Annotated in this window: 25 protein-coding genes and 3 tRNA genes; 9 read left to right on the forward strand and 19 right to left on the reverse strand. The window is 70.8% G+C overall.

Annotation, left to right across the window (positions count from 1 at the left end):
- The first annotated feature begins 43 nt into the window (after positions 1 to 43).
- From aceB to LOK55_RS01215, 5 genes are all read left to right on the forward strand, one after another.
- Positions 44 to 1,711 carry a malate synthase A gene (gene aceB, locus LOK55_RS01195; protein WP_229933892.1) on the forward strand — a complete coding sequence of 556 codons (1,668 nt, stop codon included), beginning with the start codon at positions 44 to 46 and terminating at the stop codon, positions 1,709 to 1,711.
- 46 nt (positions 1,712 to 1,757) lie between these two features.
- Positions 1,758 to 3,353 (forward strand): isocitrate lyase, encoded by a 1,596-nt coding sequence (locus LOK55_RS01200; protein ID WP_229933893.1) that lies wholly within the window; start codon positions 1,758 to 1,760, stop codon positions 3,351 to 3,353.
- 91 nt (positions 3,354 to 3,444) lie between these two features.
- A complete protein-coding gene (locus LOK55_RS01205) occupies positions 3,445 to 4,122 on the forward strand; it encodes a GntR family transcriptional regulator (RefSeq protein WP_229933894.1) in 678 nt (225 codons plus the stop codon).
- On the forward strand, positions 4,119 to 5,366 hold the full coding sequence (locus LOK55_RS01210) for an MFS transporter (protein ID WP_141379783.1): 1,248 nt from the start codon (positions 4,119 to 4,121) through the stop codon (positions 5,364 to 5,366). Before LOK55_RS01205 ends, LOK55_RS01210 begins: the two co-directional genes overlap by 4 nt.
- A gap of 23 nt (positions 5,367 to 5,389) precedes the next feature.
- Complete coding sequence (locus LOK55_RS01215) at positions 5,390 to 6,589, forward strand: pyridoxal phosphate-dependent aminotransferase (RefSeq protein WP_229933895.1); 1,200 nt, start codon at positions 5,390 to 5,392, stop codon at positions 6,587 to 6,589.
- A gap of 132 nt (positions 6,590 to 6,721) precedes the next feature.
- Here LOK55_RS01215 and LOK55_RS01220 read toward each other — a convergent pair whose 3' ends face one another.
- The 14 genes from LOK55_RS01220 to LOK55_RS01285 form a co-directional block, all read right to left on the reverse strand.
- Complete coding sequence (locus tag LOK55_RS01220) at positions 6,722 to 7,870, reverse strand: UDP-N-acetylmuramate dehydrogenase (protein ID WP_229933896.1); 1,149 nt, start codon at positions 7,868 to 7,870, stop codon at positions 6,722 to 6,724.
- Positions 7,871 to 7,873: 3 nt separating this feature from the next.
- Positions 7,874 to 8,317, reverse strand: coding sequence for a MaoC/PaaZ C-terminal domain-containing protein (locus tag LOK55_RS01225; protein ID WP_229933897.1), 444 nt, complete (start codon positions 8,315 to 8,317; stop codon positions 7,874 to 7,876).
- Complete coding sequence (locus LOK55_RS01230) at positions 8,314 to 8,763, reverse strand: MaoC family dehydratase N-terminal domain-containing protein (protein ID WP_229933898.1); 450 nt, start codon at positions 8,761 to 8,763, stop codon at positions 8,314 to 8,316. Before LOK55_RS01230 ends, LOK55_RS01225 begins: the two co-directional genes overlap by 4 nt.
- Positions 8,764 to 8,797: 34 nt before the next feature.
- Entirely contained in the window at positions 8,798 to 9,592 is a 795-nt protein-coding gene (locus LOK55_RS01235) for a sulfite exporter TauE/SafE family protein (RefSeq protein ID WP_229933899.1), read from the reverse strand.
- A complete protein-coding gene (locus LOK55_RS01240) occupies positions 9,589 to 11,628 on the reverse strand; it encodes an ABC transporter ATP-binding protein (RefSeq protein WP_229933900.1) in 2,040 nt (679 codons plus the stop codon). Before LOK55_RS01240 ends, LOK55_RS01235 begins: the two co-directional genes overlap by 4 nt.
- Entirely contained in the window at positions 11,625 to 13,352 is a 1,728-nt protein-coding gene (locus LOK55_RS01245) for an ABC transporter ATP-binding protein (RefSeq protein WP_229933901.1), read from the reverse strand. Before LOK55_RS01245 ends, LOK55_RS01240 begins: the two co-directional genes overlap by 4 nt.
- A gap of 178 nt (positions 13,353 to 13,530) precedes the next feature.
- Positions 13,531 to 13,604 (reverse strand) — tRNA-Met (locus LOK55_RS01250).
- A 35-nt stretch (positions 13,605 to 13,639) separates the two neighbouring features.
- Positions 13,640 to 13,711 (reverse strand) — tRNA-Thr (locus tag LOK55_RS01255).
- Between the two features lie 61 nt (positions 13,712 to 13,772).
- Entirely contained in the window at positions 13,773 to 15,128 is a 1,356-nt protein-coding gene (locus LOK55_RS01260; RefSeq protein WP_229933902.1) for a M23 family metallopeptidase, read from the reverse strand.
- 135 nt (positions 15,129 to 15,263) lie between these two features.
- Positions 15,264 to 16,055 (reverse strand): inositol monophosphatase family protein, encoded by a 792-nt coding sequence (locus tag LOK55_RS01265; protein ID WP_229933903.1) that lies wholly within the window; start codon positions 16,053 to 16,055, stop codon positions 15,264 to 15,266.
- A gap of 7 nt (positions 16,056 to 16,062) precedes the next feature.
- Complete coding sequence (locus LOK55_RS01270) at positions 16,063 to 17,049, reverse strand: hypothetical protein (RefSeq protein WP_229933904.1); 987 nt, start codon at positions 17,047 to 17,049, stop codon at positions 16,063 to 16,065.
- A gap of 94 nt (positions 17,050 to 17,143) precedes the next feature.
- Positions 17,144 to 17,512 (reverse strand): hypothetical protein, encoded by a 369-nt coding sequence (locus LOK55_RS01275; protein ID WP_229933905.1) that lies wholly within the window; start codon positions 17,510 to 17,512, stop codon positions 17,144 to 17,146.
- 105 nt (positions 17,513 to 17,617) lie between these two features.
- A tRNA-Tyr gene (locus tag LOK55_RS01280) sits at positions 17,618 to 17,699 on the reverse strand.
- An 87-nt stretch (positions 17,700 to 17,786) separates the two neighbouring features.
- Positions 17,787 to 18,272, reverse strand: coding sequence for an FBP domain-containing protein (locus LOK55_RS01285; protein ID WP_196324436.1), 486 nt, complete (start codon positions 18,270 to 18,272; stop codon positions 17,787 to 17,789).
- A 196-nt stretch (positions 18,273 to 18,468) separates the two neighbouring features.
- Between LOK55_RS01285 and LOK55_RS01290 the strand changes: the two genes are divergently transcribed.
- Genes LOK55_RS01290 through LOK55_RS01305 form a run of 4 tightly spaced genes read left to right on the forward strand, consistent with a single transcriptional unit; the run spans position 18,469 to position 21,732 of the window.
- Positions 18,469 to 19,071, forward strand: a complete 603-nt coding sequence (locus tag LOK55_RS01290; RefSeq protein ID WP_229933906.1) for a GNAT family N-acetyltransferase — start codon at positions 18,469 to 18,471, stop codon at positions 19,069 to 19,071.
- Entirely contained in the window at positions 19,053 to 19,901 is an 849-nt protein-coding gene (locus LOK55_RS01295) for a GNAT family N-acetyltransferase (protein ID WP_196324438.1), read from the forward strand. The genes LOK55_RS01290 and LOK55_RS01295 overlap by 19 nt, the downstream gene beginning before the upstream one ends.
- Positions 19,902 to 19,911: 10 nt before the next feature.
- The gene (locus LOK55_RS01300; protein WP_229933907.1) at positions 19,912 to 20,400 is read left to right on the forward strand and encodes a YajQ family cyclic di-GMP-binding protein; all 489 of its coding nucleotides are present in this window, start codon (positions 19,912 to 19,914) and stop codon (positions 20,398 to 20,400) included.
- A gap of 3 nt (positions 20,401 to 20,403) precedes the next feature.
- On the forward strand, positions 20,404 to 21,732 hold the full coding sequence (locus LOK55_RS01305) for a D-alanyl-D-alanine carboxypeptidase family protein (RefSeq protein ID WP_229933908.1): 1,329 nt from the start codon (positions 20,404 to 20,406) through the stop codon (positions 21,730 to 21,732).
- Positions 21,733 to 21,799: 67 nt separating this feature from the next.
- Here the strand turns inward: LOK55_RS01305 and LOK55_RS01310 are convergent, their stop codons facing one another.
- The 5 genes from LOK55_RS01310 to LOK55_RS01330 form a co-directional block, all read right to left on the reverse strand.
- Complete coding sequence (locus LOK55_RS01310) at positions 21,800 to 22,168, reverse strand: hypothetical protein (RefSeq protein WP_229933909.1); 369 nt, start codon at positions 22,166 to 22,168, stop codon at positions 21,800 to 21,802.
- On the reverse strand, positions 22,165 to 23,142 hold the full coding sequence (locus LOK55_RS01315; RefSeq protein WP_229933910.1) for an alpha/beta hydrolase: 978 nt from the start codon (positions 23,140 to 23,142) through the stop codon (positions 22,165 to 22,167). The genes LOK55_RS01310 and LOK55_RS01315 overlap by 4 nt, the downstream gene beginning before the upstream one ends.
- A 42-nt stretch (positions 23,143 to 23,184) precedes the next feature.
- Positions 23,185 to 24,573: an FAD-dependent oxidoreductase gene (locus tag LOK55_RS01320; protein ID WP_229933911.1), complete on the reverse strand. Its 1,389-nt coding sequence runs from the start codon at positions 24,571 to 24,573 to the stop codon at positions 23,185 to 23,187.
- A gap of 66 nt (positions 24,574 to 24,639) precedes the next feature.
- The gene (locus LOK55_RS01325) at positions 24,640 to 25,701 is read right to left on the reverse strand and encodes a polyprenyl synthetase family protein (RefSeq protein ID WP_229933912.1); all 1,062 of its coding nucleotides are present in this window, start codon (positions 25,699 to 25,701) and stop codon (positions 24,640 to 24,642) included.
- 71 nt (positions 25,702 to 25,772) lie between these two features.
- Positions 25,773 to 26,435 carry a class I SAM-dependent methyltransferase gene (locus LOK55_RS01330; RefSeq protein WP_374107601.1) on the reverse strand — a complete coding sequence of 221 codons (663 nt, stop codon included), beginning with the start codon at positions 26,433 to 26,435 and terminating at the stop codon, positions 25,773 to 25,775.
- Positions 26,436 to 26,479: the final 44 nt, after the last annotated feature.

The following is a 26,479-nucleotide window of genomic DNA, read 5'->3' on the forward strand; positions in this document are numbered from 1 at the left end:
CTCGAAGTTCGGGGACAGGCGGACCAACACGAAAGGCAAGGCCATGATTCCGACCGCCACGGGCATCGCGCCTGATGAGACCACCCGCCCCACGACGGGGCCCATCCCGACGTCGGCGATCGTCGTCACGGGCCCGATCCGCGAGCGGTACGACGAGATCCTCACCCCCGACGCGCTCGCGTTCCTCAGCGAGCTGCACGCGCGCTTCGCGGGGCGCCGCCACGACCGGCTGGCCGACCGTCTGCGCCGCCGGTTCGAGATCGGCAACGGGCACGACCCGCAGTTCCGTGCCGACACGGCGCACATCCGCGACGACGCCGACTGGCGCGTCGCCGGTGCCGGCCCCGGCCTCGAAGACCGCCGCGTCGAGATCACCGGCCCGACCGACCCCAAGATGACCATCAACGCGCTCAACTCGGGCGCGAAGGTGTGGCTCGCCGACCAGGAAGACGCCACGAGCCCCACCTGGAAGAACGTCATCGAGGGCCAGCTGTCGCTTTACGACGCGATCCGCGGGCAGCTGTCGTACACGTCGCCCGAGGGCAAGGTGTACGAGGTCACCGCCGAGCAGACGCCGACGATCGTGATGCGACCGCGCGGCTGGCACCTGACCGAGAATCACATCACGTTCACCGACCGCGCCGGGCGCCAGCTGGCCGCGTCGGGGTCGCTCGTGGACTACGGGCTCTACTTCTTCCACAACGCCAAGCGCCTGATCGAGAACGGCGTCGGCCCGTACTTCTACCTGCCGAAGATCGAGTCGTCCGAAGAGGCGAAGCTGTGGGACGACGTGTTCACGTTCAGCGAGGACTACATCGGCATCCCGCACGGCACGATCCGCGCGACCGTGCTGATCGAGACGCTGCCGGCCGCGTTCGAGATGGACGAGATCCTCTTCGAGCTGCGCGACCACATCGCGGGCCTGAACGCCGGCCGGTGGGACTACATCTTCTCGATGATCAAGAACTACCGCGGCCGCGGCGCCCGGTTCGTCCTGCCCGACCGCAGCCAGGTGACGATGACGGTGCCGTTCATGCGCGCTTACACCGAGCTGCTCGTCAAGACCTGCCACAAGCGCGGCGCCTTCGCGATCGGCGGCATGAGCGCGTTCATCCCGAACCGGCGCGACCCCGAGGTCACGGCGCAGGCGTTCGAGAAGGTGTCGGCCGACAAGAAGCGCGAGGCCGGCGACGGCTTCGACGGCACGTGGGTCGCCCACCCCGACCTGATCCCCGTGGCCCGCGCCGAGTTCGACGCCGTGCTCGGCGAGCGCCCGAACCAGGTCGACCGCCAGCGCCCCGAGGTGGACATCAAGGCATCCCAGCTCATCGACGTGCACATCGGACTGCCGATCTCGGCCGCCGGCGTCTACGCGAACGTGTCGGTGGCGATCCGCTACATCGAGGCGTGGCTGCGCGGGCTCGGCGCCGTTGCGATCGACAACCTGATGGAGGATGCCGCGACCGCCGAGATCTCGCGCTCGCAGGTCTGGCAGTGGATCCACCAGGACCGCTCCACGGAGGACGGCACGAAGATCACCCGCGAGTACGTCGAGGGCCTCATCACCCGGGTGCTCGAGGAGGTCACCCGCTTCGATGGCGACCGGTTCGACGACGCCGCGGCGATCTTCGAAGAGGTCGCGCTCGGCGACGACTTCCCCGCCTTCCTGACCATTCCCGCCTACAACCGCTTCCTCGTCGAGTCCGCGTGACCCGATCCGCCTCCGCAGTGACAGACACCGCAACGAAGGACACACCATGACCAGTTACCAGGACGACATCGACGCCATCCAGGCCCTCAAGGACGAGAACGGGCCGAGCTGGCACGCCATCGACCCCGAGGCCGTCGCCCGAATGCGGGCCCAGAACCGCTTCCGCACGGGCCTCGAGATCGCGCAGTACACCGCCGACATCATGCGCGCCGACATGGCCGAGTACGACGCCGACTCGTCGGTCTACACGCAGTCGCTCGGCGTCTGGCACGGCTTCATCGGGCAGCAGAAGCTGATCTCGATCAAGAAGCACCTGAAGTCGACCAACAAGCGCTACCTCTACCTCTCGGGGTGGATGGTCGCAGCGCTGCGCAGCGAGTTCGGGCCCCTCCCCGACCAGTCGATGCACGAGAAGACCGCCGTTCCCGCGCTGATCGAGGAGCTCTACACCTTCCTCCGTCAGGCCGACGCCCGCGAGCTCGACCTGCTGTTCACGAAGCTCGACGCGGCGCGCGCGGCGGGCGACGACACGGCGGTGGAGTTCATCCAGTCGCAGATCGACAACTACGAGACCCACGTCGTGCCGATCATCGCCGACATCGACGCCGGCTTCGGCAACCCCGAGGCGACGTACCTGCTCGCCAAGAAGATGATCGAGGCCGGCGCGTGCGCCATCCAGATCGAGAACCAGGTCTCGGATGAGAAGCAGTGCGGCCACCAGGACGGCAAGGTCACCGTGCCGCACGAGGACTTCCTCGCGAAGATCAACGCGGTCCGTTACGCGTTCCTCGAGCTCGGCATCGACAATGGCGTGATCGTCGCCCGCACCGACTCGCTGGGCGCCGGTCTCACGCAGAAGATCGCCGTCTCGCAGGAGCCGGGCGACCTCGGCGACCAGTACAACGCGTTCCTCGACGTCGAGGAGATCGACGCCGCCGAGCTGAGCGACGGCGACGTCATCATCCGCCGTGAGGGCAAGCTCCTGCGCCCCAAGCGCCTGGCATCCAACCTGTACCAGTTCCGCTCCGGCACCGGTGAGGAGCGCTGCGTGCTCGACTGCATCACGTCGCTGCGCAACGGCGCCGACCTCCTCTGGATCGAGACCGAGAAGCCGCACGTCGAGCAGATCGCGGGGATGGTGGATGCCATCCGTGAGGAGATCCCGAACGCGAAGCTCGTCTACAACAACAGCCCGTCGTTCAACTGGACGCTGAACTTCCGCCAGCAGGCCTACGACGCGCTCGCGGCGCAGGGCGCGGATGTCTCGGCGTACGACCGGGCCGACCTCATGAACGTCGCGTACGACGACACCGAGCTCGCGACGCTCGCCGACGAGAAGATCCGCTCGTTCCAGAAGGACGGGTCGGCCCGCGCCGGCATCTTCCACCACCTCATCACGCTGCCGACCTACCACACGGCCGCGCTGTCGACCGATGACCTGGCGAAGGGCTACTTCGGCGACGAGGGCATGCTCGCCTACGTCAAGGGCGTACAGCGCCGCGAGATCCGCGAGGGCATCGCAACGGTGAAGCACCAGAACATGGCCGGCTCCGACATCGGCGACAACCACAAGGAGTACTTCGCCGGTGACGCGGCCCTGAAGGCCGGCGGCAAGGACAACACGATGAACCAGTTCGGCTGACAGACCCCCCTGGGGGACGGGGGCCAGGGGGCGGATGCCGAGGCATCCGCCCCCTCTGCATCTCGCCTTGAATACGACTAGTATCTATGTTGTGAACGAGACGACCCCGAATGCCGCCGACCTCGTCTACGCGCGCGTCAAGCAGCGCATCCTGCAGGGCGACTTCGAAGGGGGCCGCATGCTCAGCGAGGGCGAACTCGCCGCCGAGCACGGCGTGAGCCGCACGCCCGTGCGCGAGGCGTTCCTCCGGCTGCAGGCCGAGGGCTGGATGCGGCTGTACCCGAAGCGTGGCGCGCTCGTGGTCGAATCCACGCCCGGCGAGATCGCGCAGGTGCTCGAGGCGCGGCGCCTACTGGAGAACTATGCGGTGCAGCGCACGGTCCGCGACGAGCACACCCGGCAGGACCTCGCGGCGGAGCTCGCTCGCGCCGTCGACGCGCAGCGCCGCGCGGCGCAGGCCGATGACACCGAGGCCTTCGTCTCGGCCGACGCGGACTTCCACAACGCGATCATCCGCTCCGCCGGCAACACCCTCCTCACGACCTTCGCCGAGGGGTTGCGCCAGCGGCAGCAGCGCGTCACCGCGACCTCCATCCGCACCCCCGAGCGGATGACGGCCGTCGTCGCCCGACACGAGCGCCTTGCCGCCGCGATCGCCGCGGGCGACGCGGACGCGTTCCGCACGACGCTCGACGCCCACTTCGAGGCCGCCCACGGCGTGCGCGCGGGCACATCGCCCGCCGATCAGACGGCGGGAGCGGCCCGATGAGCGCCGCGACGACGCCGATCGCGATCGCCGACGCAGGTCGGCACCGCACGAAGCCGTGGCTGCGCGCCGCCGCCGCGCTGTTCGCGGTCGCATGGGGCGGCAACGAGTTCACGCCGCTGCTGGTCACCTACCGGCTGCACGACAACCTCGGCGCGCTCACGGTGAACGTCCTGCTCGGCGCCTACGTCATCGGCATCGTCCCCGCGCTCCTGCTTGGCGGGCCCCTGTCGGACCGCTTCGGCCGTCGCCCCCTCCTGCTGCCCGCCCCCCTGATCGCGCTCGCGGGCTCGGCCGTGCTCGCCGCCGCGGCGGGCGAGCCCGTGCTTCTGTTCGCGGGCCGGGTGCTCTCCGGCGTCGCGCTCGGCCTCGTGATGGCCGTCGGGACGGCCTGGATCAAAGAGCTCTCCGAGGCCCCCTTCGACGCTTCCGCATCGGGGTCGGGCGCGCGGCGTGCGGCCCTTTCGCTCACGACGGGGTTCGCGCTCGGCGCGGCCGTCGCGGCGGCGCTCGCGCAGTTCGCCCCGCTCCCCGAGGTGCTGCCCTATCTCGTCAACGTGGCGCTGTGCGCGGCGTCGTTCGCCTTCGCGCTGCGCACCCCCGAGTCGCACCCGCGCGACCCGGCCCGCGGCGGGCGGCTGCGCGACGATCTGCGCATCCCGTCGGCGAGCCACCGGCGCTTCCTCGGCGTCGTCGCGCCAATGTCGCCGTGGGTGTTCGGCACCGCGGCATCCGCCTACGCGATCCTCCCGGCGCTGCTGGTCGACCGGGTCGCCGGGTTCGAGGTCGGCTTCGCGGGACTCATGTGCCTCGTGAGCCTCGGCTGCGGCGTCGGGGCCCAGACGCTCGCGCGCCGCATCGACCTGCCGGGCGGATGCCGCGGCGTCACCGCGGCCCTCGCGGCCGTCGTGCCGGGCATGCTGCTGGCGGCCGCGACGGCGCTGACCCGGTCGGTCGCCCTCGCCCTCGTCGCCGCAGCGGCCCTCGGCATCGGCTACGGGCTGCTGCTCGTGGGCGGGCTCATGGAGGTGCAGCGGATCGCGGGCCCCGACGATCTCGCGGGCCTGACCGCGGTGTTCTACTCGCTGAGCTACGTGGGCTTCTTCGTGCCCGCCGTCCTCGCGGCGATCAGTCCCGTGATCGGCTACCCGACCCTGTTCGTCGCGGGCGCCGTCATCGCGGCGCTGTCGGCCGCGCTCGTGTGGCGTGCGCACGTGAACGGCAAGCGGCGCGCGCTCGCGGCCTGACCCCGCCGACTACGCTGGGTGCCGTGACCGAACGCGCCCCCGTCTCCCGCAAGCTGTCGTCCATCGCCGAATCGGCGACCCTCAAGGTCGACGCGAAGGCGAAGGCCCTCAAGGCCGAGGGCAAGCCGGTGATCTCGTACGCCGCCGGCGAGCCAGACTTCGCGACACCGCAGTTCATCGTGGATGCCGCGGCCGAGGCGCTGCGCGACCCGGCGAACTTCCGCTACACGCCCGCCGCCGGCCTGCCGGTGCTGCGCGAGGCGATCGCCGCGAAGACCCTCCGCGACTCGGGTCTCGAGGTCTCCCCGTCGCAGGTGATCGTCACCAACGGCGGCAAGCAGGCGGTCTATCAGGCCTTCCAGGCCGTGGTGAACCCGGGCGACGAGGTGCTGCTGCCCGCGCCGTACTGGACGACCTATCCCGAGGCGATCGCCCTCGCCGACGGCGTTCCGGTCGAGGTGTTCGCCGGCGCCGATCAGGACTACAAGGTGACCGTCGAGCAGCTCGAGGCGGCGCGCACCGATCGCACCACCGCGCTCGTGTTCGTCTCGCCGTCGAACCCCACCGGATCGGTGTACACGCCCGAGGAGACCGCCGCGATCGGGCAGTGGGCCCTCGAGCACGGCATCTGGGTGATCAGCGACGAGATCTATCAGAACCTCGTCTACGAGGGCGTGCGCGCCGTCTCGATCGTCGAGGCGGTCCCCGGGCTCGCCGGCCAGACGATCCTCGTCAACGGGGTGGCGAAGACGTACGCCATGACGGGCTGGCGGGTGGGCTGGATGGTCGGGCCCGCCGACGCCATCAAGATCGCCGGCAACCTGCAATCGCACCTGAGCTCCAACGTCAACAACATCGCCCAGCGCGCCGCGCTCGCGGCCCTCACCGGGCCGCAGACCGAGGCGGAGGAGATGCGCCAGGCCTTCGACCGCCGCCGCGAGGTGATCGTCGCCGAACTCGCGAAGATCCCCGGGGTCACGGTGCCGGTGCCGCTCGGCGCGTTCTACGTGTACCCGGACGTCCGCGGCCTGCTCGGCCGCGAGTGGCGGGGCACTCGCATCGACACCTCGCTCGAGCTCGCCGACTTCATCCTCGACGAGGCCGAGGTCGCCGTGGTGCCGGGCGAGGCCTTCGGCCCGTCGGGATACCTCCGCCTGTCGTACGCGCTCGGCGACGACCAGCTGCTCGAGGGCGTGCAGCGCCTGCAGCGCCTGTTCGCCTGAGCACGGCCCGCGTCGCGCGGGCGCGGGCGCAGCGGATTCGGAGAATCGCAACAGAATCGGACGATCACGACCGTGGCATCCGATTCTGTTGCTGATCTCCGATTCTGGTGCGCCGCGCGCCGCGCGCCCGCGTCAGAGCTCGACGCCGACGAGCACGGGTTCGGGCTGCAGGATGAGGCCGAACTCGCTCTGCACACGGCTCTGGATGTAGCGCGCCAGCTCGGCGAGCTCGCCCGCCGAGGCATCCCCGCGGTTCGTCAGCGCGAGCGCGTGCTTGGTCGACAGCCCCGCCCGCGACCGCGGCAGGTGGAATCCCTTGCGCAGACCGGCGTGCTCGATGAGCCACGCGGCGCTCACCTTAACGTCGGGGAGCGAGGGCGCCGGCACGGGGTACAGGCCGGCGTAGTCGTCGAGCGGGATGACCCGGTCCGGCGCGGCGAGCGGCGCCGCCGTTGTCGAGATCGGCCACCGCGGGCACTCGTCGGGGAGGGTGCGGGCGAAGGATGCCGAGACGATGGCGTTCTGGAAGAACGAGCCGGCGCTCCGGGTGTCGGGGTCGGCGTCGTCGAGCACCATGCCCTTGCGCGCCCGCGTCGCGAGCACGGTCTCGCGCACCCAGCGGAGGGTCACCCGCTCCCCCTCGGCGACGCCCAGCGCCTGCCGAAGCTGCGCGCCGGAGAGCTCGAACGCCTCGTCGCCGACGTCGCGCAGTTCGAGCGTGACGGAGAGCACAACCGCGGGCCGCGGCGCGACCGAGCCGTAGTGGTTCTTCAGCACCGACGTGCGGAACCCCAGCGCGAGATCGGCGGCGGGCACGGTGGAGACCTCCCCCGTCGCCTCGTCGATCAGCTCGACCTCGACGAGGGTCTCGACGATCTCCTGGCCGTACGCCCCGATGTTTTGCACGGGAGCCGCACCGACCGTGCCCGGGATGCCCGACATCGCGACGATGCCCGACAGCCCCTCCCGCGTCGCGTACTCGACGAGGTCGTCCCAATCGTGCCCGGCTTCGACGCGCACTCGCGTGTGGCCCTCGCGGGGCGACGGGAGGCGTTCGATCCCGCTCGTGCGCACGAGCACCACGGTGCCCTCGAACGGGTCGTCTCCGACGAGCAGGTTCGACCCGCCGCCGACGACGAGCCATGGCTCGCCGCTCGCCCACACGTCGCGCAGCGCCGCGACGAGCTCGTCGCGGGTCTGCGCCTCGATCATGCGCTCCGGCATCCCGCCCACGCGGAGCGTCGTGAGGTCCGCGAGCGCGACCGGTTCGATCTCGGGCATCTCTCAGCCGTCCCGGCGCACGCGCACCTGGGCCTTGCCGAGCACGGTCGTCTCACCGGCCGACACCGTCAGGTCGATGCGCAGGAACTCGTCGTCGACCTGGCCGACGGTGGCGGCGACGACGACGTCGGCGCCCGACTCGGCGTCGACGACGACGGGGCGGGTGAAGCGCACGCCGTAGTCGACGATGCGACCCGCGTCGCCGAGCCACGGCACGACCGTCTCGACGGCGAGGCCCATCGTGAGCATCCCGTGCGCGAGCACACCGGGCAGGCCCACCCGCTCGGCGACGTCGTCGCGATAGTGGATGGGGTTGAAGTCTCCGGATGCCCCGGCGTAGCGCACCAGCGACTCACGGGTGAGGTGCACGGTGCGCTCGGCGACGACGTCGCCCACCGCGACGGCGTTCGCGGCGGCTGCGGTGTTCGGGTTCGTCGAAGAACTCATGCGACCTCTCCTCCGATCAGCAGCACCGAGGTGGCCGTGACGACGTGCGCGCCCGTGGCATCCGCGATCTCCGCTTCGCTCGTGACCATCCCGCCCTTTCCGAACGGGCGGACGTTGGTGATGCGCAGCTGCGCGACCAGCTCGTCGCCCGCGACGATGGGGCGGGTGTAGTGGAAGCGCTGCTCGGCGTGGACGGTGCGCTCGAGCGCGATGCCGGAGTCCTCCTGCGCGAGCAGCTGCTGCAGCGTGAGGTCCTGGATCACCATCGCGAAGGTCGGCGGCGCGACGACGTCGTCGTAGCCGAGGGCGCGGGCGGCGGCCGGGTCGGTGTGCTGCGGGTCGGTGGCGAAGACGGCGCGCGCGAACTCGCGCACCTTCTCACGCCCGACGAGGTAGGGGGCGGTCGGCGGGAAGGCACGACCCACCAGCTCAGGATTCACGGACACCCGTCGATTCTACCGAGGATGCCTGGACACCCGATCAGCGGGCACGGCGCGAGCGCAGGGCACGCAACGCCATCTGCACGGCGATGAAGACGAGGAACACCGCGAAGAGGATGTTCGCGACCGCCGGATCGAAGAGGGCCGCGAACCACGCGCCGAGCGCCGTCGTGGTGCAGGCTGCTCCCCCGATCAGCGCCGCGGCGAGCAGGTCGACGTTGCCGCGCCGGAGGTTGCCGATCGTGCCCGAGATGGCGGTCGGGATCATCATCAGCAGCGACGTGCCCTTGGCGATGAGGTCGCTCGTGCCGAAGAAGATCATGAGCGCCGGCACCACGACGACGCCGCCGCCGACACCGAGCAGGCCCGCGAGAATGCCCGTGATCAGACCGAGCGCGGCGAGGGCGATGCCCGTCCCCCACGTGAGCACCAGTTCGGCGTCACGGGAGGGGACGACGACGAACATCATCACGATGACGAAGGCGAGGAAGACCACGAAGCCCCAGCGCAGCGCATTCTGCGGCAGCCGCGCGAGCAGCCAGGTGCCGATCTGCGCGCCGATCACGGCGAAGGCGGCGAGGATGAGCGCGGGGATCCACGCCACCGAGCCGTGCATCGCATAGGAGATCACCCCGACCGTCGCCGTCGGCACGATCGCCGCGAGCGACGTGCCGGCGGCCAGCCGCTGGTCGAAATGCAGCAGCAGCACGAGCATCGGCACGATGACGGTGCCGCCGCCGACGCCGAACAGGCCCGACAACAGTCCCGCGGCGAGCCCGATGCCGATGCACGACAGCACGAAGCGGGGGCTCCGCCGGGAGGCGACCGCGCTCACGCGGTCGCCTCGTCGGCCACGGTGTCGTCGCTCGTCGCGGCCTGCTCGAACTGCGAGCGGTACAGCCGCCAGTAGGCGCCCTCGGCGGCGATCAGCTCGTCGTGGGTGCCCTTCTCGACGATGTCGCCGTGCTCCATCACGAGGATGAGGTCGGCGTCGCGGATGGTCGAGAGCCGGTGCGCGATCACGAACGACGTGCGTCCTTCGCGCAGGGCCGCCATCGCGTGCTGCAGCAGCAGCTCGGTGCGGGTGTCGACGGAGCTGGTCGCCTCGTCGAGGATGAGCACGCCGGGCGAGGCGACGAACGCGCGGGCGATCGTGATGAGCTGCTTCTCCCCCGCCGAGACGTTCGCCGCGTCCTCGTCGAGAATCGTGTCGTAGCCGTCGGGCAGCGAGTGGACGAACCGGTCGACTCGGGTCGCGACCGCGGCCTCGACGATCTGCTCGTCCGAGGCATCCTCGTTGCCGTAGCGGATGTTGTCGCGGATCGACCCGGCGAACAGCCACGGATCCTGCAGCACCATGCCGGTGCGCGAGCGCACGTCGTCGCGGGTGAGCGCGGCGATGTCCTGCCCGTCGAGCAGGATCCGCCCGCCGTCCAGCTCGTAGAAGCGCATCAGCAGGTTGACGAGGGTCGTCTTGCCGGCGCCGGTGGGGCCGACGATCGCGACCGTCTGTCCCGGCTCGACGCGGAACGACAGGTCGCGGATGAGCGGCTTGTCGGGGCTGTAGCTGAAGGCGACGTGCTCGAACTCGATGACGCCCGGGCCTTCGACGAGCGCGGGCGCGGCCGGGGCATCCGGCTCCTGCTCGTCTTCGTCGAGCAGCTCGAACACGCGCTCGGCCGACGCCGTGCCCGACTGCACCACCGCGGCCATGCCGCCGAGCTCGGAGAGGGGCTGGGTGAACTGCTGCGAGTACTGGATGAACGCCTGCACGTCGCCGAGGCGCAGCTGACCGGATGCCACCATGAGACCGCCGAGCACGGCGACGCCGACGTAGCTCAGGCTGCCGATGAACATCATCGCGGGCATCATGAGGCCGGAGAGGAACTGCGCCTTGAACGCGGCCTCGTAGAGCTCCTCGTTCTCCTCCTGGAACTTCTCCCGCGAGTCCTTCTCGCGCCCGTACACGCGCACGAGGGCGTGGCCGGAGAACGACTCCTCGACGCGTGCGTTCAGGCGGCCGACCTTGCGCCACTGGGTGTTGAACGCCTTCTGCGACTTCGGGCCGATCACGCCGAACACGACGGCCATGAGCGGCAGCGCGATCAGGGCGACGATGGCGAGCTGCCACGAGATGGAGAACATCATGACGAGCACACCGACGACGGTGAGCACGTTCGTGACCGCCGTGGAGAGCGACTGCTGCATCGTCTGGGTGATGTTGTCGATGTCGTTCGTGACGCGCGAGATCAGCTCACCGCGCTGTACGCGGTCGAAGTAGGCCAGCGGCAGGCGGTTGATCTTCGCCTCGACCTCTTCGCGCAGCCGCCACATCGTGCGCACCATGATCACGTTGATGACGTAGCCCTGCACCCAGGTGAGGAACGCCGAGGCGATGTAGATCGCGAGCACCGCGACCACGACGCCGCGGAGGCGGTCGAAGTCGACGCCCGCGCCGACCTGGAAGTTCTGCATCGCCGAGACGATGTTGGCGATGTCGGTCTGACCGGCCGCGCGGAGGGCCGCGACGACGTCGGCCTGCGACGTGCCCTGCGGGAACTGGTCGCCGAGGGCGGCCGAGACGACGCCCTCGAAGATGACGTTGGTCGCCTCGCCGAGCACCTTCGGCGCGATGACGGCGAGCACGACGCCGATCGCGCCGAGGAGCGAGACGAACGCGAACGCCCACTTGTAGGGTGCGAGCAGCCCGATCATGCGGAAGAAGCTCTGTCGGAAGTTCGATGCCTTGCCCGGGGCGACCGAATCCCAGTCGCCGGAGTTCAGCCGCGCCTGCTCGGCGAGCTCGAGCTCGTAGCGCTCTTCTTCGGAGAGCTCGGCGCCCGCTTGCGGTGTTCCGGTGGGCGCGCTCATGCGTCGACTCCCAGCTGCGACTGGACGATCTCGCGATACGTCTCGTTGGACTCGAGCAGTTCGGCGTGCGTTCCGGCGCCCACCATGCGGCCGTCGTCGAGCACGATGATGCGGTCGGCGTCGACGACGGTCGAGATGCGCTGGGCGACGACGATCTTGGTCACCTCCGGTAGCTCTCGCCAGAGGGCCTGGCGGAGCCTGGCATCCGTGGCCACGTCGAGCGCCGAGAACGAATCGTCGAACACGAGGATCTCGGGGCGGTGCGTGATCGCGCGTGCGATCGAGAGGCGCTGGCGCTGGCCGCCCGACACGTTCGTGCCGCCCTGCGCGATGCGGGCGCCGAGCCCGCCCTCCATCTCCGCGACGAAGTCCCGCCCCTGGGCGATGTCGAGGGCATGCCAGAGCTCGTCGTCCGTGGCCTCTTCGCGGCCGAAGCGCAGATTGGATGCCACGGTGCCGGTGAACAGGAACGCCTTCTGCGGCACGTAGCCGATGCCCTGCCACATGAGGTCGAGGTCGGCGGCGCGCACGTCGACGCCGCCGACGCGGACCGTGCCGCCGGTGACGTCGAACAGGCGCGGGATGAGGGAGACGAGGGTCGTCTTGCCCGAGCCGGTCGAACCGACGATCGCGACCGTCTCCCCGGCATCCGCGCGGAAGGTGATGCCCTCGAGCACCGGCGCTTCCGCGCCCGGGTAGGTGAACGAGACGTCGTCGAACTCGACGACGCCGCGCTCGGGGAAGGTCGCGACGGGGTTCTCCGGCCGCTCGAGGGCGTCGTTCGAGGTGAGCACCTCGCCGATGCGGTCGGCGGAGACGGCGGCGCGCGGGATCATGATCGTCATGAAGGTCGCCATGAGCACGCCCATGAGGATCTGACCGACGTACTGCATGAACGCGAAGAGCGTGCCGATCTGCACGTGGCCGGCGTCGACCTGGATGCCGCCGAACCAGATCACGCCGACGACGGTGACGTTCAGCACGAGCATCGCCAGCGGGAACATGATGACGAAGAGCGATCCGACCTTGCGCCCGACGACGAGGATGCCGGTGTTGGCGACCCGGAAGCGCGCCTCTTCGATGCGCTCGCGCACGAACGCGCGCACGACGCGGACGCCGGTGAGCTGCTCGCGCATGATGCGGTTCACCCCGTCGAGGCGCTCCTGGTAGCTGCGGAACAGCGGCACCATGCGGCTGACGATGAACCCGGCGATGATGAGGAGGAGTGGCACGGCCACCGCGATGAGCCAGCTGAGCCCGACGTCCTGCTGCAGCGCCATGATGATGCCGCCGATGGCGAGCAGCGGTGCCGTGACGAGCATGGTGGCGCCCATCATCGCGAGCATCTGCACCTGCTGCACGTCGTTGGTGTTGCGGGTGATGAGCGTGCCCGCGCCGAAGGACGACACCTCGCGCTCGGAGAATCCGCTCACCTTCTCGTAGACGTCGCGGCGGATGTCGCGGCCGACGCTCATGGCGGTTCGGGCGGCGAAATAGGTCGCGATGATCGAGGCGACGATCTGCCCGAGGGCGATCGCGAGCATGAGAACGCCGCGCGACCAGATGTACGCGGTGTCGCCGGCGGCGACGCCCTTGTCGATGATGTCGGCGTTGAGGCGCGGCAGGTAGAGGGACGCCATGGCCGAGGCGAACTGGAAGACGAGCACCCCCACGAGCCACCACTTGTAGGTCCGGAGGTACCGGACGAGGAGCTTTCCAAGCATGCGCGATCTCCGTACGATGCGGCGAGGAGGGGACGCTACATGCTATCGCCGGGCTCCGACACGCCATGGCCGACCGCAGCGACGGAGGCACACGCTTGTGCTCCGCGACGTCGCGCTCAGACATGAAGAAAACCCCCGGACCTCCGCGGTATTCCGCGTGTCCCGGGGGCTGATTCGGTAGCGGGAGCGGGGCTTGAACCCGCGACCTCACGATTATGAGTCGTGCGCTCTCACCAACTGAGCTACCCCGCCGCGCTGCACCCACACGGCGAGATGTGGATGCTGCGAGCCCCGAGTCAGGATTGAACTGACGACCCCTTCCTTACCATGGAAGTGCTCTGCCACTGAGCTATCGGGGCGTGCTGCCCGCGAGCGGGCAACCAGAAAAGAATATCAGAGCCGAAGCGCTGTGCCGAACCGTCAGCCGACGGTGTGCGTGCCCGTCGTGTGCTCGGCGAGCCACGGCATCGGGTCGGTGGTCGTCGTGCCGCCCAGCAGCACCTCGAGGTGCAGGTGGGGGCCCGTCGCCTTGCCGGTCTGACCGACCTTGCCGATGATCTGCCCGGCGGTGACCCTCTGCCCCTGCGTGACCTGGAGCGAGCCGTACTGCATGTGCCCGTACCGGGTCGAGACGACCTGACCGTCGATGACGTGGTCGATGACGACCGTCACGCCGTAGTCGCCGCCCGACTCGGTCGCGATGCGCACCGTGCCGGCGGCGACCGCGTGGATCTCGGCTCCCGCACCCGGGGTCAGGTCGACGCCACTGTGCGCGGACGAGAACTCAGCGAGGTACGACGACGAGCCGTACGCGGCCGAGACCGGCACGCCCACCGGGAAGGGCCATTGAATGGGGGCGGACGGGTTGTTGACCCAGGTGCCCTGACCCGCGCCCGCGAAGATCGTCACGCCGGAATCGGCCGCGATCTCGGACATCGAGGCGACGTTGTAGCCTTCGGGGCGATCGAGCGCCGTGGCATCCTTCGCCCCCGTCGTCACGAACGCCTGGATCTTGTCATCGCCGGTCTTGGACGACGATGCTGACGGCGCGGAGATGTCGGAGGTGAGGGACGACCCGGCGGCGACGGCTGCGGCGGGGGTCGTGGTGCCGACGGCCAGCATGCCGACGATCGTCATGACGCCGACGGAGAACGAGGCGGCGGCGACGCGCTGGAAGACGACGCGACCGCGACGCGGGCGCCCGGTGGCGACGTGCACGGACGACGCTGCGACGGGCGCGGATGCCTCGTCGGGTGTGGATGCGGCGGCGGGGCGCTGCACCGGCGTCTCGGCCGTGAAAGAGAAGAGCCGTGCAGCGAACTCGAACTCGTCGAGGTGGCACGGCTCGGGGGTCGTGAAAGCCGAGGAGGATGCCTCATGGGCCCCGTCGACCGGAAGGGTGGGGTCGGCCGGAAGCGTGGCGGGGGCGACGTCGTCGCCGGCGACGTGGGCGAACACGGCGTCGGCGGCTTCGCGCAGGCGGCGCCGGGAAGCTGCGTCGGGCGCGGCGCCGACGGTCTCGCCGATGATGGCGGCGGCCACGTCGGCGACGATCGTCTCGGCGACGGACGGCTCGGGGGCGATCTCGACGGGCGCGTCCCCGGAGGGGGCGTCGGTCGACGCCTGCGCGGCGGACGCGGCCTGCGCCGCGGCTCGGCGTCGCAGCTCCGCGCGGGTGAGCGGAACGCCCGTCTCCTCCGGCGCGGCGGGCGCGGAGGGTCGGCGGCTGGAGCGGCGCGTCGGCGCGGCGTCAGCCAGGGGGGTGTCGAACGTCAAATGCGGGGCTCTCGTCCGGCCGCTCCGGGGGTAGCGGCGTCGTGAATCGGGCTTCTGATCACCGTTGCCGTTCGGGCGGCAAAGGTAACGATCGGGTAAACACTACCGCCGCACGGCTGGGAATGCCATGAATGGTCAGCGGTATATCGCCGCGTCGAGCGCGGCGTAGAGGTCCGGCCCCGCGGCGATCGTCATCTGCCGGCCAGGGCGACCGCCGGGCGCACCGCCGACGACGCCGCCCGCCTCCTCGACCAGGAGCGCACCGGCGGCGTGATCCCACGGCGCCAGGCCGCGTTCGAAGTAACCGTCGAGCCGCCCCGCCGCGACGTACGCGAGGTCGAGCGACGCGGCGCCCGCGCGACGCAGGTCGCGGGCGAGCGGCATGACGGTGCGCACGCGCTCGAGGTCTCCGGCGTGGGTGGCCGGGTCGTAGCCGAATCCGGTCGCGAGGAGCGCCCCGGCATCCGTCGGCCGCGACACCGCGAGGCGGTCGGCGCCGAGCCAGGCGCCGCTCCCCCGCGCCGCGCGGAAGAGGTCACCGGTCACGGGCGCGAAGACGACGCCGGCCTGCGCCGACCACAGCTCGGGATCGGGGTCGCCGGCGACCGCAGCGATGGAGACGGCGTAGTGCGGGATGCCATAGGCGTAGTTGACCGTGCCGTCGATCGGGTCGACGACCCACGTGATCTCCGTCGAGCCGCGCTCCGCCCCGGATTCCTCCCCGAGGAAGCCGTCGCCGGGACGCGCGGCGGCCAGCCGCGCGCGGATCAGGGTCTCGACCTCGCGATCGGCCTCGGTGACGATGTCGGCGAGCGCCGACTTTGTCGCGGCGATCCGCACTCCCTCGTCGCGGCGGCGACGTGCCAGCTCCCCCGCCTCACGGGCGATCTGCTCGGCCAGGAGCAGCAGGTCGGACGCATCCACCATGGCTCCGTCAATCCCGCGGGGCGACCGGAGGCTGCGTCGGTACGGGCGGGGGCGGCGGGTATCCGCGGTACCAGGGCGCGGCGGCGGGATCGGATGCCGGGGCGCCGGTGGGAGGGGCCGCGGGGGCGGCGGCGGTGGGCGCAGCCGCGGCGGCCGACATGGGCTGCGACGCCTGCGCGGCCGAGGCCGCGGGTGCGTACGTCGGACGGCCCGTGTAGTAGGCGTTCCAGTCGGGAGTGCCGTCGGGCAGTGCCGGGAGCGGGGTCGCGCCGTCGGCGAAGGTCGGCCAGGGCAGAGGCGCGGGCGTCAGCGCTGCCGCGGGAACTCGTCCGTACGCGGGAGGGACGCCGTTGTAGGGAGCGGGCGCCGCCGCGCGGGGCGCCTTCGGGGCGAAGAGGGCGTTGACGAGCGGCACGATGGCGGTGCCCACGGCCGCGAGGATGGCGAGCGCGACCACGACGCGCCAGTACAGCGGGCGGTAGCGGACGAACTCGTCGGTCATGAGCGGCAGCACGAGCATCACCCCGAGGATCACGACGAGGCCGATCGTCACGGAGGTGACCGCCGTCGTGAACCCGGTCTGGTGCCGCGAGTACGCCTGCAGCAGGAGTCGGGCGTGCAGCAGCGCGCCCTGGATGATGAGCGCGATGAGGATGAAGCGGAAGAACCGCTCGGCTCCGACGCCGAAGTGCCCGCTCGTCGGCATCCAGATCAGGAATGCGCCGATCAGCAGGATCAGCACCCACGCGAGCATGCTCGCGAGGGCGAGCCACGCGGGGCGCCGGACGGCGAGGTTCGTCTCAAGGATCGCGACCCCCGCGAAGGCCGCGAGCAGCAGCACCGTCAGGAACGCCTTGCCGACGATGCCGTTCTCGTCGCCGATGAGCACCCAGACGACGCAGACCAGGGCGGCCGCGATCAGGGCGCCGATCGCGACCCAGATCGACGCGCGCAGGATCTTGTTCGACTCGGGTGAGGTGATCGGTTGGCTCATATCGGTCCCTTCGGTGGGGCGGCCGGAGCATCCGGCGGGCGTCGCTCCCATCCTGACACGAATGGCCGCCGCCGCCAGGGGCGCCGCCTGAATGTCAGAGGAAGGGCACGAAGGACGCCGGGACGCTGACGTTGTCGGGGACGCCGCGGAACAGCGGGGCCACCTCGGCGGGTGCGTAGCCCGCGATGCCGCAGCCGACCGGCGTGAGCAGGAAGCGCAGCTCAGGGTGCGCGGTCGCGTAGGCGACGAACACGTCCGCGTCGGCGGCGAGCGCGTCGAGCCCGCTCATCGAGTCGATCGCGTAGCTCTGGCCGTGATGGCCGCGGCCCTCACCCCACACCGCGCCGAATCGCTGGTGCGCGATCCGCGCGGCCCCGCCGCCGTGAGCGCCGGCCGCGTTCGAGCCGAAGACGAAGACGTCGTCGGGCTCGAGCGAGGTGACGAGGTCGGGCGTGATCCGCATGCCCGCATGCTACGCGCCGTCATGATCGCGGTCGAGCGTGCGAGCGCGCCTTCCCGAACGCCGAAACCCCGGCGAGACTCATCATCTCACCGGGGTTTTTCCGGGTGGCAGGTGAGGGATTCGAACCCCCGAAGTCTAAGACGGCTGATTTACAGTCAGATCCCTTTGGCCGCTTGGGTAACCTGCCAAGTGCGCACCCGACCGGCTTGTTCAGTCGAGCGGAGGCGCGATCACCTATCTTACCCGTCCGCGGGCGATGAGAAAAACCGATGCCTCAAGCCGGAGAGACGACCCGCTCGACGAACGCCTCGACGCGGTGCCGCGTGCCGTCGATGCGGCGGTCGACGCTCGCCCGCATCTCGCTGGGCGCGAGCGGTGCGGCGAGGCGCACGTTGTCGTGGCATCCGAGATCTGCACACATATAGGTGCCGACGCTGTCGCCCCGCTCCCCCGCATCGCCCGCGCGGCGTGCGGTGAACAGGGCGACCTGGTTGCCCGGCTGCATCGTGTGACAGAGGTTGCACATCGCCGCCCGCGGCCGGCTGCCCGACGCGGCGCGAAGCACGATGCCGGTGGGCACGCCGTCGCGCTCGACGATGACGTAGCCACGACCCCGGTTGTCGGGGTCGGGCCACGCGAAGAAATCGAGGTGGTCCCAGTCGGCGAGCACGAACGACATCGGGACGACGAGCCGGTCGCGCTCATCGGGCGACGCGTTGACGAGCGCCGCGCGGACCTGGTCTTCGGTCAGCGCCTGCATCGCTTCAGTCTACGAGCGGCGCGGGGCGGCTGGGCCGGCGCGGGGCGCCCCGCACGAGGGCCCGGCGCGAGCGGCCCCGTGCGAGGCGCCCCGGCACCGCGCCCCCGCGCGAGAACGCACAACAGCACCGCTCACCCAACGGGACGCGTGCTGTCGTGCGTTCTCGCCGCAGTCGGCGCACGCTTACGATCGGGGGATGTCGCCGTTCGTTCTCGAAACCGCTCGCCTGACGCTCGACCAGCCGACGGATGCCGATGTCGACGCGATCGCGCGGTACTGCGTCGAACCGGTGTTCGAGCGGTTCATGCTGACGCCGTGGCCGTACGGCCGCGAGGATGCCGTGGGGTTCGTGAACGGGTATGTGCCCGACGGCTGGGCGGATGACTCGGAGTGGACGTGGGCGATCCGCGGGCGCGGCACGGCTCCCCTTCTCGGGGTCGTCGGGGTGCGCAGGAAGGGCGGCATGGTCGGCTACTGGCTCGGCGCGGAGTTCCGGGGTCGCGGCATCCTGCCCGAAGCGCTCGCGGCGGTCATCGTCGCCGTCTTCGCCCGCACCGATCTCGACCGGGTGCGTTGGGAGTGCACGTTCGGCAACGTCGCGTCGATGCGCGTCGCGGCCAAGACCGGATTCCGCTTCACCGGGGCGCAGACCGGGCTTCTGCCGAACCGCGACGGCAGGCCGATCCACGCGTGGACGGGCGAGCTGCTGCGCACCGACGACCGCTCGGAGAAGGACGGCTGGCCGGAGGCCGAGGTCGCGCAGGAGGAGGTGCCGACGTCGTGGAGCTCTCGCCCCTGACGCAGGCCGACATCGACGGCGCCGCGGCGTGGATGAGAGGCATCCCCCTCCGCGCCGACCGTTGGCGAGGCGACGACACCCGATCGCTCGTCGCCACGGCATCCGGGGTGCCGGTCGCCGCGGGGATCATGTGGACCTCGCGCGTGCACGGCGACCGCTACTGGTTCGAGATCGCGGTCGCTCCCGAGCATCGCCGTCGTGGCGTCGCACGCGCCGTGTTCGCGGCGCTCAGCGCCCGTCGGGCCCGCCCGATCCCGTTCATCGCGCGCGGCTACGTCGATGAGGATCGACTCGCGTTCGCCCGTGCGCTGGGCGCACGCACCATCCAGGTCGTACCGCCCGCCGCCGTAGCGGTGAGCGCGCGCGACGTGCTGCGGTCTCACGGCGCCGTCCGCGAGGCGACGAGCGCGAGCTGGGACGAGCTGCGAGCGGCGAACGCGGCGACCTACGAGTGGACGCACGCCGACTGGAGCCCGGTGGGGCCCGACTTCTCACTCGCGCTGAACGAAGACCTCGCCGAAGAGCTGGATGCCGAGGCGAGCTCGATCGCGGTCGTGGACGGCCGGATCGCAGCGGCCTGTCTCGTCTACCGCGATTCCACGCCGCCCGTCGTGACCGCCGAGACGGTAGCTCGCACGACGCCCGACGGCGAGCTGCTCGTGGAAGGGTGCGTGCGCCGCTCGCTCGAGGTGCTGGCCGATCGCGGCACGGACGTGGCCGAGTTCGACGGGCACGTCAGCGACCCGCACTTCCTTCCCGTCTGGACGAGGCTTTCGCCCGACGGCCGGTGGTTTCACCTCGTCGAGGTGCCTGCCGACGGGCCGGGGTAGGGTGATCGCCATGGCTGACTCAAGTTTCGACATCGTCTCCAAGATCGACCGGCAGGAGGCGGACAACGCCCTGAACCAGGCCCGCAAAGAGGTCGAGCAGCGCTACGACTTCAAGGGCACGGATGCCTCGATCGACTGGTCGGGCGATGCGATCCTCATCAAGGCGAACAGCGAAGAGCGCGCGAAGGCGATCCTCGACGTGTTCCAGTCGAAGCTCATCAAGCGCGGTATCTCGCTGAAGTCGCTCGAGTCGGGTGACCCGCAGGCATCCGGCAAGGAGTACCGCATCACGTCGACGCTCAAAGAGGGGATCTCGTCGGAGGATGCCAAGAAGATCGGCAAACTCATTCGCGACGAGGGCCCGAAGTCGGTGAAGTCGCAGATCCAGGGCGACGAACTTCGCGTGCAGTCGAAGTCGCGCGACGACCTGCAAGAAGTCCAGCGCCTGCTGAAGGCCGCCGACCTCGACGTCGACCTGCAGTTCGTCAACTACCGCTGAGGCGTGAGCGACCCCCACCTGCAGTCCGAGTTCTCCGACCTCTTCGAGGTCGATGAGCAGGACGGTCCCGACCCGGCTCTGATCGCGGCGCGCCGTCGCCTCGTGCGTCCCGCCCTGATCACCGTCACCGTCGTGATGACGGTGGCCCTGGCATCCATCGTCGGCTACGTCTTCTGGGCGCTGAACGCGCCGCTCCCCTCCCCCGTCGCGAACACCCGCAGCCTCGAGGCGCCGACGACCCAAGCCGCCACCTTCGCGCTGCCGGCCGAGGGGGCGACCGCCGTCGCCGTGACGGGCGCCCCCGACTACCTCGGCGCAGAGGGGGTGCGCCTCACGGCCGGTGACGACGGGGCACACTCCATTGCGAGCATCAGCAAGGTCATCACGGCGCTCGTCGTGCTCGACGCGCACCCGATCGCCGACGGCGACGTCGGCCCCACCCTCACCTTCAGCAAAGCCGACCACGACCTGTACGACCAGTACTACGTGCAAGACGCCGCGGTCGCCGAAATGCCCACCGGCAGCACCATGTCGCTGCGCGACGCCCTCGCGACCATGCTCATCCCCTCGGCGAGCAACTACGCCGACGCCGTCTCGACCTGGGCGTTCGGTTCGCGCAGCGCCTTTCTGTCAGCGACCGACGACTACCTCGCCCGCGAGGGCCTCACCGGAACGACCATCGTCGAGCCGACCGGCATCAGCCCGCGAAACGTCAGCACGCCCACCGACCTGCTGCGTATCGGTCAGCTCGCCGCCGCGAATCCCACGATCGCCCACATCGCCGCGACGACCGACCTCACCCTGCCGGGCCCGGGGACGCTCACCAACACCAACACGCTGCTCGGCGAGGGCGGCGTGACGGGCCTGAAGACCGGCAACCTCGGCGAAGGCACGTTCAGCCTGCTCTTCACCGCCACCCTCGACGGCGGCATCGGCGAGCCGCTCGCCGTCACGGGGGTCACCCTCGGCGGGCAGTCGAGGGCGTCGCAGGATGCCGCGGTGCTGCGCCTGCTCGACAGCATCCGCGCCGGGTTCCACGATGTGCCGCTCGTCGAGGCCGACACGCTCGTCGGCTCGTACACGACCGCGTGGGGCGCTTCGGCGCAGCTCGTCGTGGCGGATGCCGCATCCATCCGCACCTGGTCGGACACGCCGATCACTCTCACGACCGACATCTCGAATCCGACGGAGTTCCGCGACGGCGAGCAGGTCGGGTCGGTCACCTGGACCGCCGGCCCCGCCACGGCGAGCTCACCGCTGCGCGTGCGCGGCACGATCGAGCCGCCCACCGATTGGTGGCGCCTCACCCACCCGGGCGAGCTGCTGGGCTGAGCGCGCGGGGGCGGGCGCGCAGTGAGCCGGCGCAGGGCGACCCGCGACCACCGAGCGCTGCAGTGGTTCAGGCCTTGCGCAGGGCCTCCCACGAGACTTCGACGGCGCCCGGCTGAGAGCGCGAGACCCGCGCGGGGAGCACCTGGCCCACGCGAGGCCAGAACCTGCGGTCGAACACGACCTCGAGCACCACGGGCGTCGTCGGCACACCCGGCGCCTCGGCGGTGCCCTCGACACAGCACTCCTGGTAGCGCGGTCGGGGCGAGGCTTCTGACACCGCGTCGATGCGCAGGCGACCGGGCACGGCATCGGCGAGCGGGTCGCCGGTGAGCCGCTGCAGCCACGTGACCGCCTGGTCGAACTCGCTCGGGCGGGCGGGTTCGCCGGCTCCGGCGGGTCCGACGCCCCCGGCGCCCCCGGACACGTCGCCGCTCACGCGAGGGCTCCCGCCGTGAGCCACGCGCGCAGCGCCGCGAACGCGTGCGCACGAGGCTCGGCACTCGACAGCACGACGTCGTGGATCGCGCCGCGGATGCGGACAACCGTCACCCGATCGCCGAGCCGAGTGGCGGTGCGCGCGATGTCGTCGACGACGAGCACGCTGTCGGTGCTGGTCATCGCGTCGGACCACTGGATCGGCGAGCTCGACCCCTTCGACAGCAGCACGAGCACGGGGCAATCGATGTCGAGCCCGGCCGTGACCGCGGCATGACCTTTCATCACCGCCGCCAACCACCCCGGATGGGTCGGGAATCCCCGCTCGGGCCGCCAGCCTTCCGGGCTCTCGGGCAACGTGCCCAGTTCGCGCTGGGCGCGCGTGTAGAACCCCAGATCGACGACGGGGTACGAGCCGAGCGGATCGAACTTCGCCCGCGCCGACACGAGCGGCGAAAGCGCCTGGCGCCCGATGGCGCCCGTCTGCAGTTCGAGCCAGGGGCTGTTCAGCACGAGAGCCGCAGCAACACCGGGGTGCCGCCCCGCCCAGAGGCTCAGCGTCAGGCCGCCCGTCGAATGGCCCATCACGACGAGCCTGCGCCCCTCGTCGCTCGTGCCCATGGCATCCAGCGCTGCGGCGATGTCGGCGTCGTATTCGTCGAGCGACGCGACATAGCCGGGCGTCTGCCCGGCGCGCTGGCTGCGCCCGTACTTGCGCAGATCGAGCGCGAAGAACCGTGCGCCCAGGCCCGTCCAGAAGTCGGCCAGCTCGGTCTGGAAGAAGTAGTCCGACCAGCCGTGCACGTAGAGCACATCGACGTCTTCGAGGGCACTATCGGTGGATGCCGGGGCACCCGCCCGCACGAGGGTCGCCACGACGGGCCCCTCGTCGTCGTGACCGAGGTCGAGCGTCAGCTGTTCGTATGGCTCACCGAGGATGTCGGGGACCCAGGTCGGCTCCGGCGGGTCAGGCATGACGTCAGCCTAGCCAGCACCGGCGCGCGAGCGCTGTCGCGTTCACTCCCCGCGCGAGACTCGCACCATCTCGTCGCGGTCGACGACCTTGATGCGCGCGCGCTCTTGGGGAGCGCCGAGGGCGATCTCGTGTTCGTCGAGGCGGTGCCAGCCGTCGAGGTCGGTCCAGGCCACGCCGCGCTCGGCGAGAAGCGCCGGAATCGCCTCGGGCGACGGGTCGGCCGGGGTCCACCACGAACCCTGGTCGTTGATCAGGTGGCTGACCGTCTCCATGGCATCCGACTTCGTGTGGCCGATGAGCCCCACCGGGCCGCGCTTGATCCAGCCGGTCGCGTAGACGCCCGGCACGCGCTCGTTCGAGTCCTTGCGCAGGACCTGACCCTCGTGGTTCGGGATCACGCCGTGCTTCTTGTCGAAGGGCACGCCGGGCAGGGGCGACCCGAAGTAGCCGACGGCCCGGTACAGCTGCTGCAGCGGAACCTCGCGCAGCTCGCCGGTGCCGACCACGCCGCCCTCGCCGTCGGGGCGTGTGCGCTCGTAGACGAGCGCGCTCACGCGCCCGTCTTCGGTCTTCACCTCGACGGGCTTGGCCCAGAAGTGCAGGTGCAGGCGCCGCGACGCGCGCGGGGTCTCGGCGTCGGCACCGGCGTAGTCGTTGACGCCCGGGCGCTGCCGCCACGACTGCAGCACACGGTCGATGACCATCACCTGCTTGTTGCTCGCGATGGCCTCGCGCGAGGCCTCGTCGTAGTCGAAGTCTTCGTCGTAGACGATCATGTCGACGTCGCGCAGCTCACCGAGCTCCCGCAGCTCGAGCGGCGTGAACTTCACCTGCGCCGGGCCGCGACGGCCGAACACGTGCACATCGGTGACAGCGGATGCCTCGAGCCCCGCCTGCACGTTCGCCGGAATCTCGGTGGGCAGCAGGTCTTCGGCGTGCTTCGCGAGCACGCGGGCCACGTCGAGGGCGACGTTGCCGACGCCGACGACGCCCACCGAGGCCGCATCGAGCGGCCATTCGCGCGGGAAGTCGGGGTGGCCGTCGTACCAGCTGACGAAGTTCGCGGCGCCGTACGAGCCGGTCGCGTCGACGCCGGGGATGTCGAGGTCGGCGTCGCGGATCGCGCCGGTCGCGAAGATGACGGCGTTGTAGTGCTGCTTGAGGTCCTCGAGGGTGAGGTCCTCGCCGAAGCGCACGTTGCCGAAGATGCGGATGTCCCCGCGGTCGAGCACGTCGCGCAGCGCCGTGATGATGCCCTTGATGCGCGGGTGGTCGGGAGCTACCCCGTAGCGGACGAGGCCGTACGGCGCGGGCAGGTGGTCGAACAGGTCGATCGAGACGTCGAACTTGCGCTCGGCCTTCAGCAGGATGTCCGCCGCGTAGATGCCGGCGGGGCCCGCGCCGACGATGGCCAGCCTCAGCTTGGTCATGGGGTGTTTTCCTTCGTGTTCATCCGGTCGTGACGCGCGAGCGGAGCGGCCCGCGCCGACACGCGATCAGTGGGAGCGGTCGACGATGACGTGCGAGAGCTTCACCAGCGCGTCGCGCACGACGCCGGCCGGCAGCGGGTCGATGGCTTCGACCGCGGCATCCGCCCACTCGTACGCCTGCTGCCGGGTGGCCTCGGTCGCGGGGTGCTCGCGCAGCGCGGTGATCGCGTCGTCGAGGATCGCCGGGTCGGCGCCGTCGGCGATGCGGAGGACGCCATCGTCGATCGTCGCCTTGAGCGCCTGGGAGGCGGGGTCGCCGGAACGGCCGAGCAGCAGGTACGGCATGGTCGGCACGCCCGCGCGCAGGTCGGTGCCGGGCACCTTGCCGGTCTCGTCCGCGTCGGGAGACAGATCGATCACGTCGTCGAGCAGCTGGAAGGCCACGCCGACCTTCTCGCCGTACTGGCGCACGGGGAGGCGATACTCCGACGGGGCATCCGAGAAGAGCGCGCCGGCGTGCGCGGATGCCGCGATGAGCGATCCGGTCTTGTCGGCGAGCACCTGCAGGTAGAAGTCCACCGGGTCCTCCCCGGCCTGCGGCCCGACGGTCTCGTGCATCTGGCCGAGCACGAGCCGCTCGAAGGTGTCGGCCTGCAGGCGGATCGCCCGCTCGCCGATCTGCGCCATCAGCTGGCTGGCCCGGGAGAAGAGGAGGTCGCCGGTGAGGATCGCGACGTTGTTGCCCCACACCGCGTGCGCGCTCGGCACCCCGCGGCGGACGTCGGCGCCGTCCATGACGTCGTCGTGGTAGAGCGATCCGAGGTGGGTCATCTCGAGCGCCGTGGCGCCGGCGATCACGTCGTCGGTGGCGCCCTCGCCGAGCTCGGCGGTGAGGAGCGTCAGCATCGGGCGCACGCGCTTGCCGCCCGCCTCATAGAGGTAGCGGGTGGTCGCGTCGGCGAGGGTGTCGGTGACCTTCAGCTCGCGCGCGAGGGTCTGCTCGACGCGGTCGAGGCCGTCTTCGACGACCCGCAGCAGCTTGCGCATGCGGGGGCCGGCCAGCACGCGCTCGGTCAGGCCCAGCTGGGCCGAGAGGCGCTCGCCGGAGGCGGGAAGGCTCGCAGTCACGGTTCCAGCCTACCGGGGCCCGCCCGGGCGCGGTCCGCCGCCGACCCGCACCCGCACGCGAACGGCTCGCCTCACGCGAACGGCTTGACGCCGCGGTGCAGCGCCACGATGCCGAACGTGAGGTCGCGGTGCGCGACCTCGGTCCACCCGGCCTCGCGCATCCACCCCGACAGGGTCTTCTGATCGGGCCAGTCGCGGATCGACTCGTTGAGGTAGTCGTACGCGTCGGCATTCGAGCTCACCGCCTTCGCGACGAGCGGCAGCACCCGGTCGTTGTAGAAGCCGTAGAGGCCCGCGAACGCGGCGTTCTGCGGGTGCGAGAACTCGCATATCACGATGCGCCCGCCGGGCGCGGTCACGCGCAGCATCTCCGCGAGCGCGGCGTGCGGGTCGGCGACGTTGCGGAGCCCGAACGAGATCGTGACCGCGTCGAACTCGCCGTCACCGAAGGGCAGTGCCATGGCATCCGCTTCGACGAACGTGACGTTCGGGACGTGCCCGTGCCGGCGGCGCCCCTCGGCGATCATGCCGGGCGAGAAGTCGCCCGCGACGACCTCCGCGCCGCTCCGGGCGAGGGCCACCGAGCTCGCCCCGGTGCCGGCGGCGAGGTCGAGGATGCGCTGACCGGGGCGCGGCGCGACGGCGCGGGTCGTGGCAACGCGCCACAGCGTGTCCTGCCCGAGGCTCAGCACGGTGTTGGTGCGGTCGTAGCCGCTCGCCACCTCGTCGAACATGCCGCTGACCCGCGAGGGGTCCTTGCCGAGGTCTGCGCGGTGCT

It is taken from the genome of Microbacterium sp. F2E, from assembly GCF_020905435.1.
GTDB classification, from domain to species: Bacteria; Actinomycetota; Actinomycetes; order Actinomycetales; family Microbacteriaceae; genus Microbacterium; species Microbacterium lacticum.

Coding starts and splice junctions, on each gene's coding strand:
- LOK55_RS01270 (WP_229933904.1), bottom strand. CDS start 17,049: ATGAGCCAACCGATCACCTCACCCGAGTCGAACAAGATCCTGCGCGCG.
- LOK55_RS01265 (WP_229933903.1), bottom strand. CDS start 16,055: ATGGTGGATGCGTCCGACCTGCTGCTCCTGGCCGAGCAGATCGCCCGT.
- LOK55_RS01330 (WP_374107601.1), bottom strand. CDS start 26,435: ATGTTCGACGAGGTGGCGAGCGGCTACGACCGCACCAACACCGTGCTG.
- LOK55_RS01225 (WP_229933897.1), bottom strand. CDS start 8,317: ATGAGTTCTTCGACGAACCCGAACACCGCAGCCGCCGCGAACGCCGTC.
- LOK55_RS01285 (WP_196324436.1), bottom strand. CDS start 18,272: ATGCAGGCGCTGACCGAAGACCAGGTCCGCGCGGCGCTCGTCAACGCG.
- LOK55_RS01220 (WP_229933896.1), bottom strand. CDS start 7,870: ATGCCCGAGATCGAACCGGTCGCGCTCGCGGACCTCACGACGCTCCGC.
- LOK55_RS01240 (WP_229933900.1), bottom strand. CDS start 11,628: ATGAGCGCGCCCACCGGAACACCGCAAGCGGGCGCCGAGCTCTCCGAA.
- LOK55_RS01245 (WP_229933901.1), bottom strand. CDS start 13,352: ATGCTTGGAAAGCTCCTCGTCCGGTACCTCCGGACCTACAAGTGGTGG.
- LOK55_RS01315 (WP_229933910.1), bottom strand. CDS start 23,142: ATGCCTGACCCGCCGGAGCCGACCTGGGTCCCCGACATCCTCGGTGAG.
- LOK55_RS01300 (WP_229933907.1), top strand. CDS start 19,912: ATGGCTGACTCAAGTTTCGACATCGTCTCCAAGATCGACCGGCAGGAG.
- LOK55_RS01290 (WP_229933906.1), top strand. CDS start 18,469: ATGTCGCCGTTCGTTCTCGAAACCGCTCGCCTGACGCTCGACCAGCCG.
- LOK55_RS01210 (WP_141379783.1), top strand. CDS start 4,119: ATGAGCGCCGCGACGACGCCGATCGCGATCGCCGACGCAGGTCGGCAC.
- LOK55_RS01200 (WP_229933893.1), top strand. CDS start 1,758: ATGACCAGTTACCAGGACGACATCGACGCCATCCAGGCCCTCAAGGAC.
- LOK55_RS01275 (WP_229933905.1), bottom strand. CDS start 17,512: ATGCGGATCACGCCCGACCTCGTCACCTCGCTCGAGCCCGACGACGTC.
- LOK55_RS01320 (WP_229933911.1), bottom strand. CDS start 24,573: ATGACCAAGCTGAGGCTGGCCATCGTCGGCGCGGGCCCCGCCGGCATC.
- aceB (WP_229933892.1), top strand. CDS start 44: ATGATTCCGACCGCCACGGGCATCGCGCCTGATGAGACCACCCGCCCC.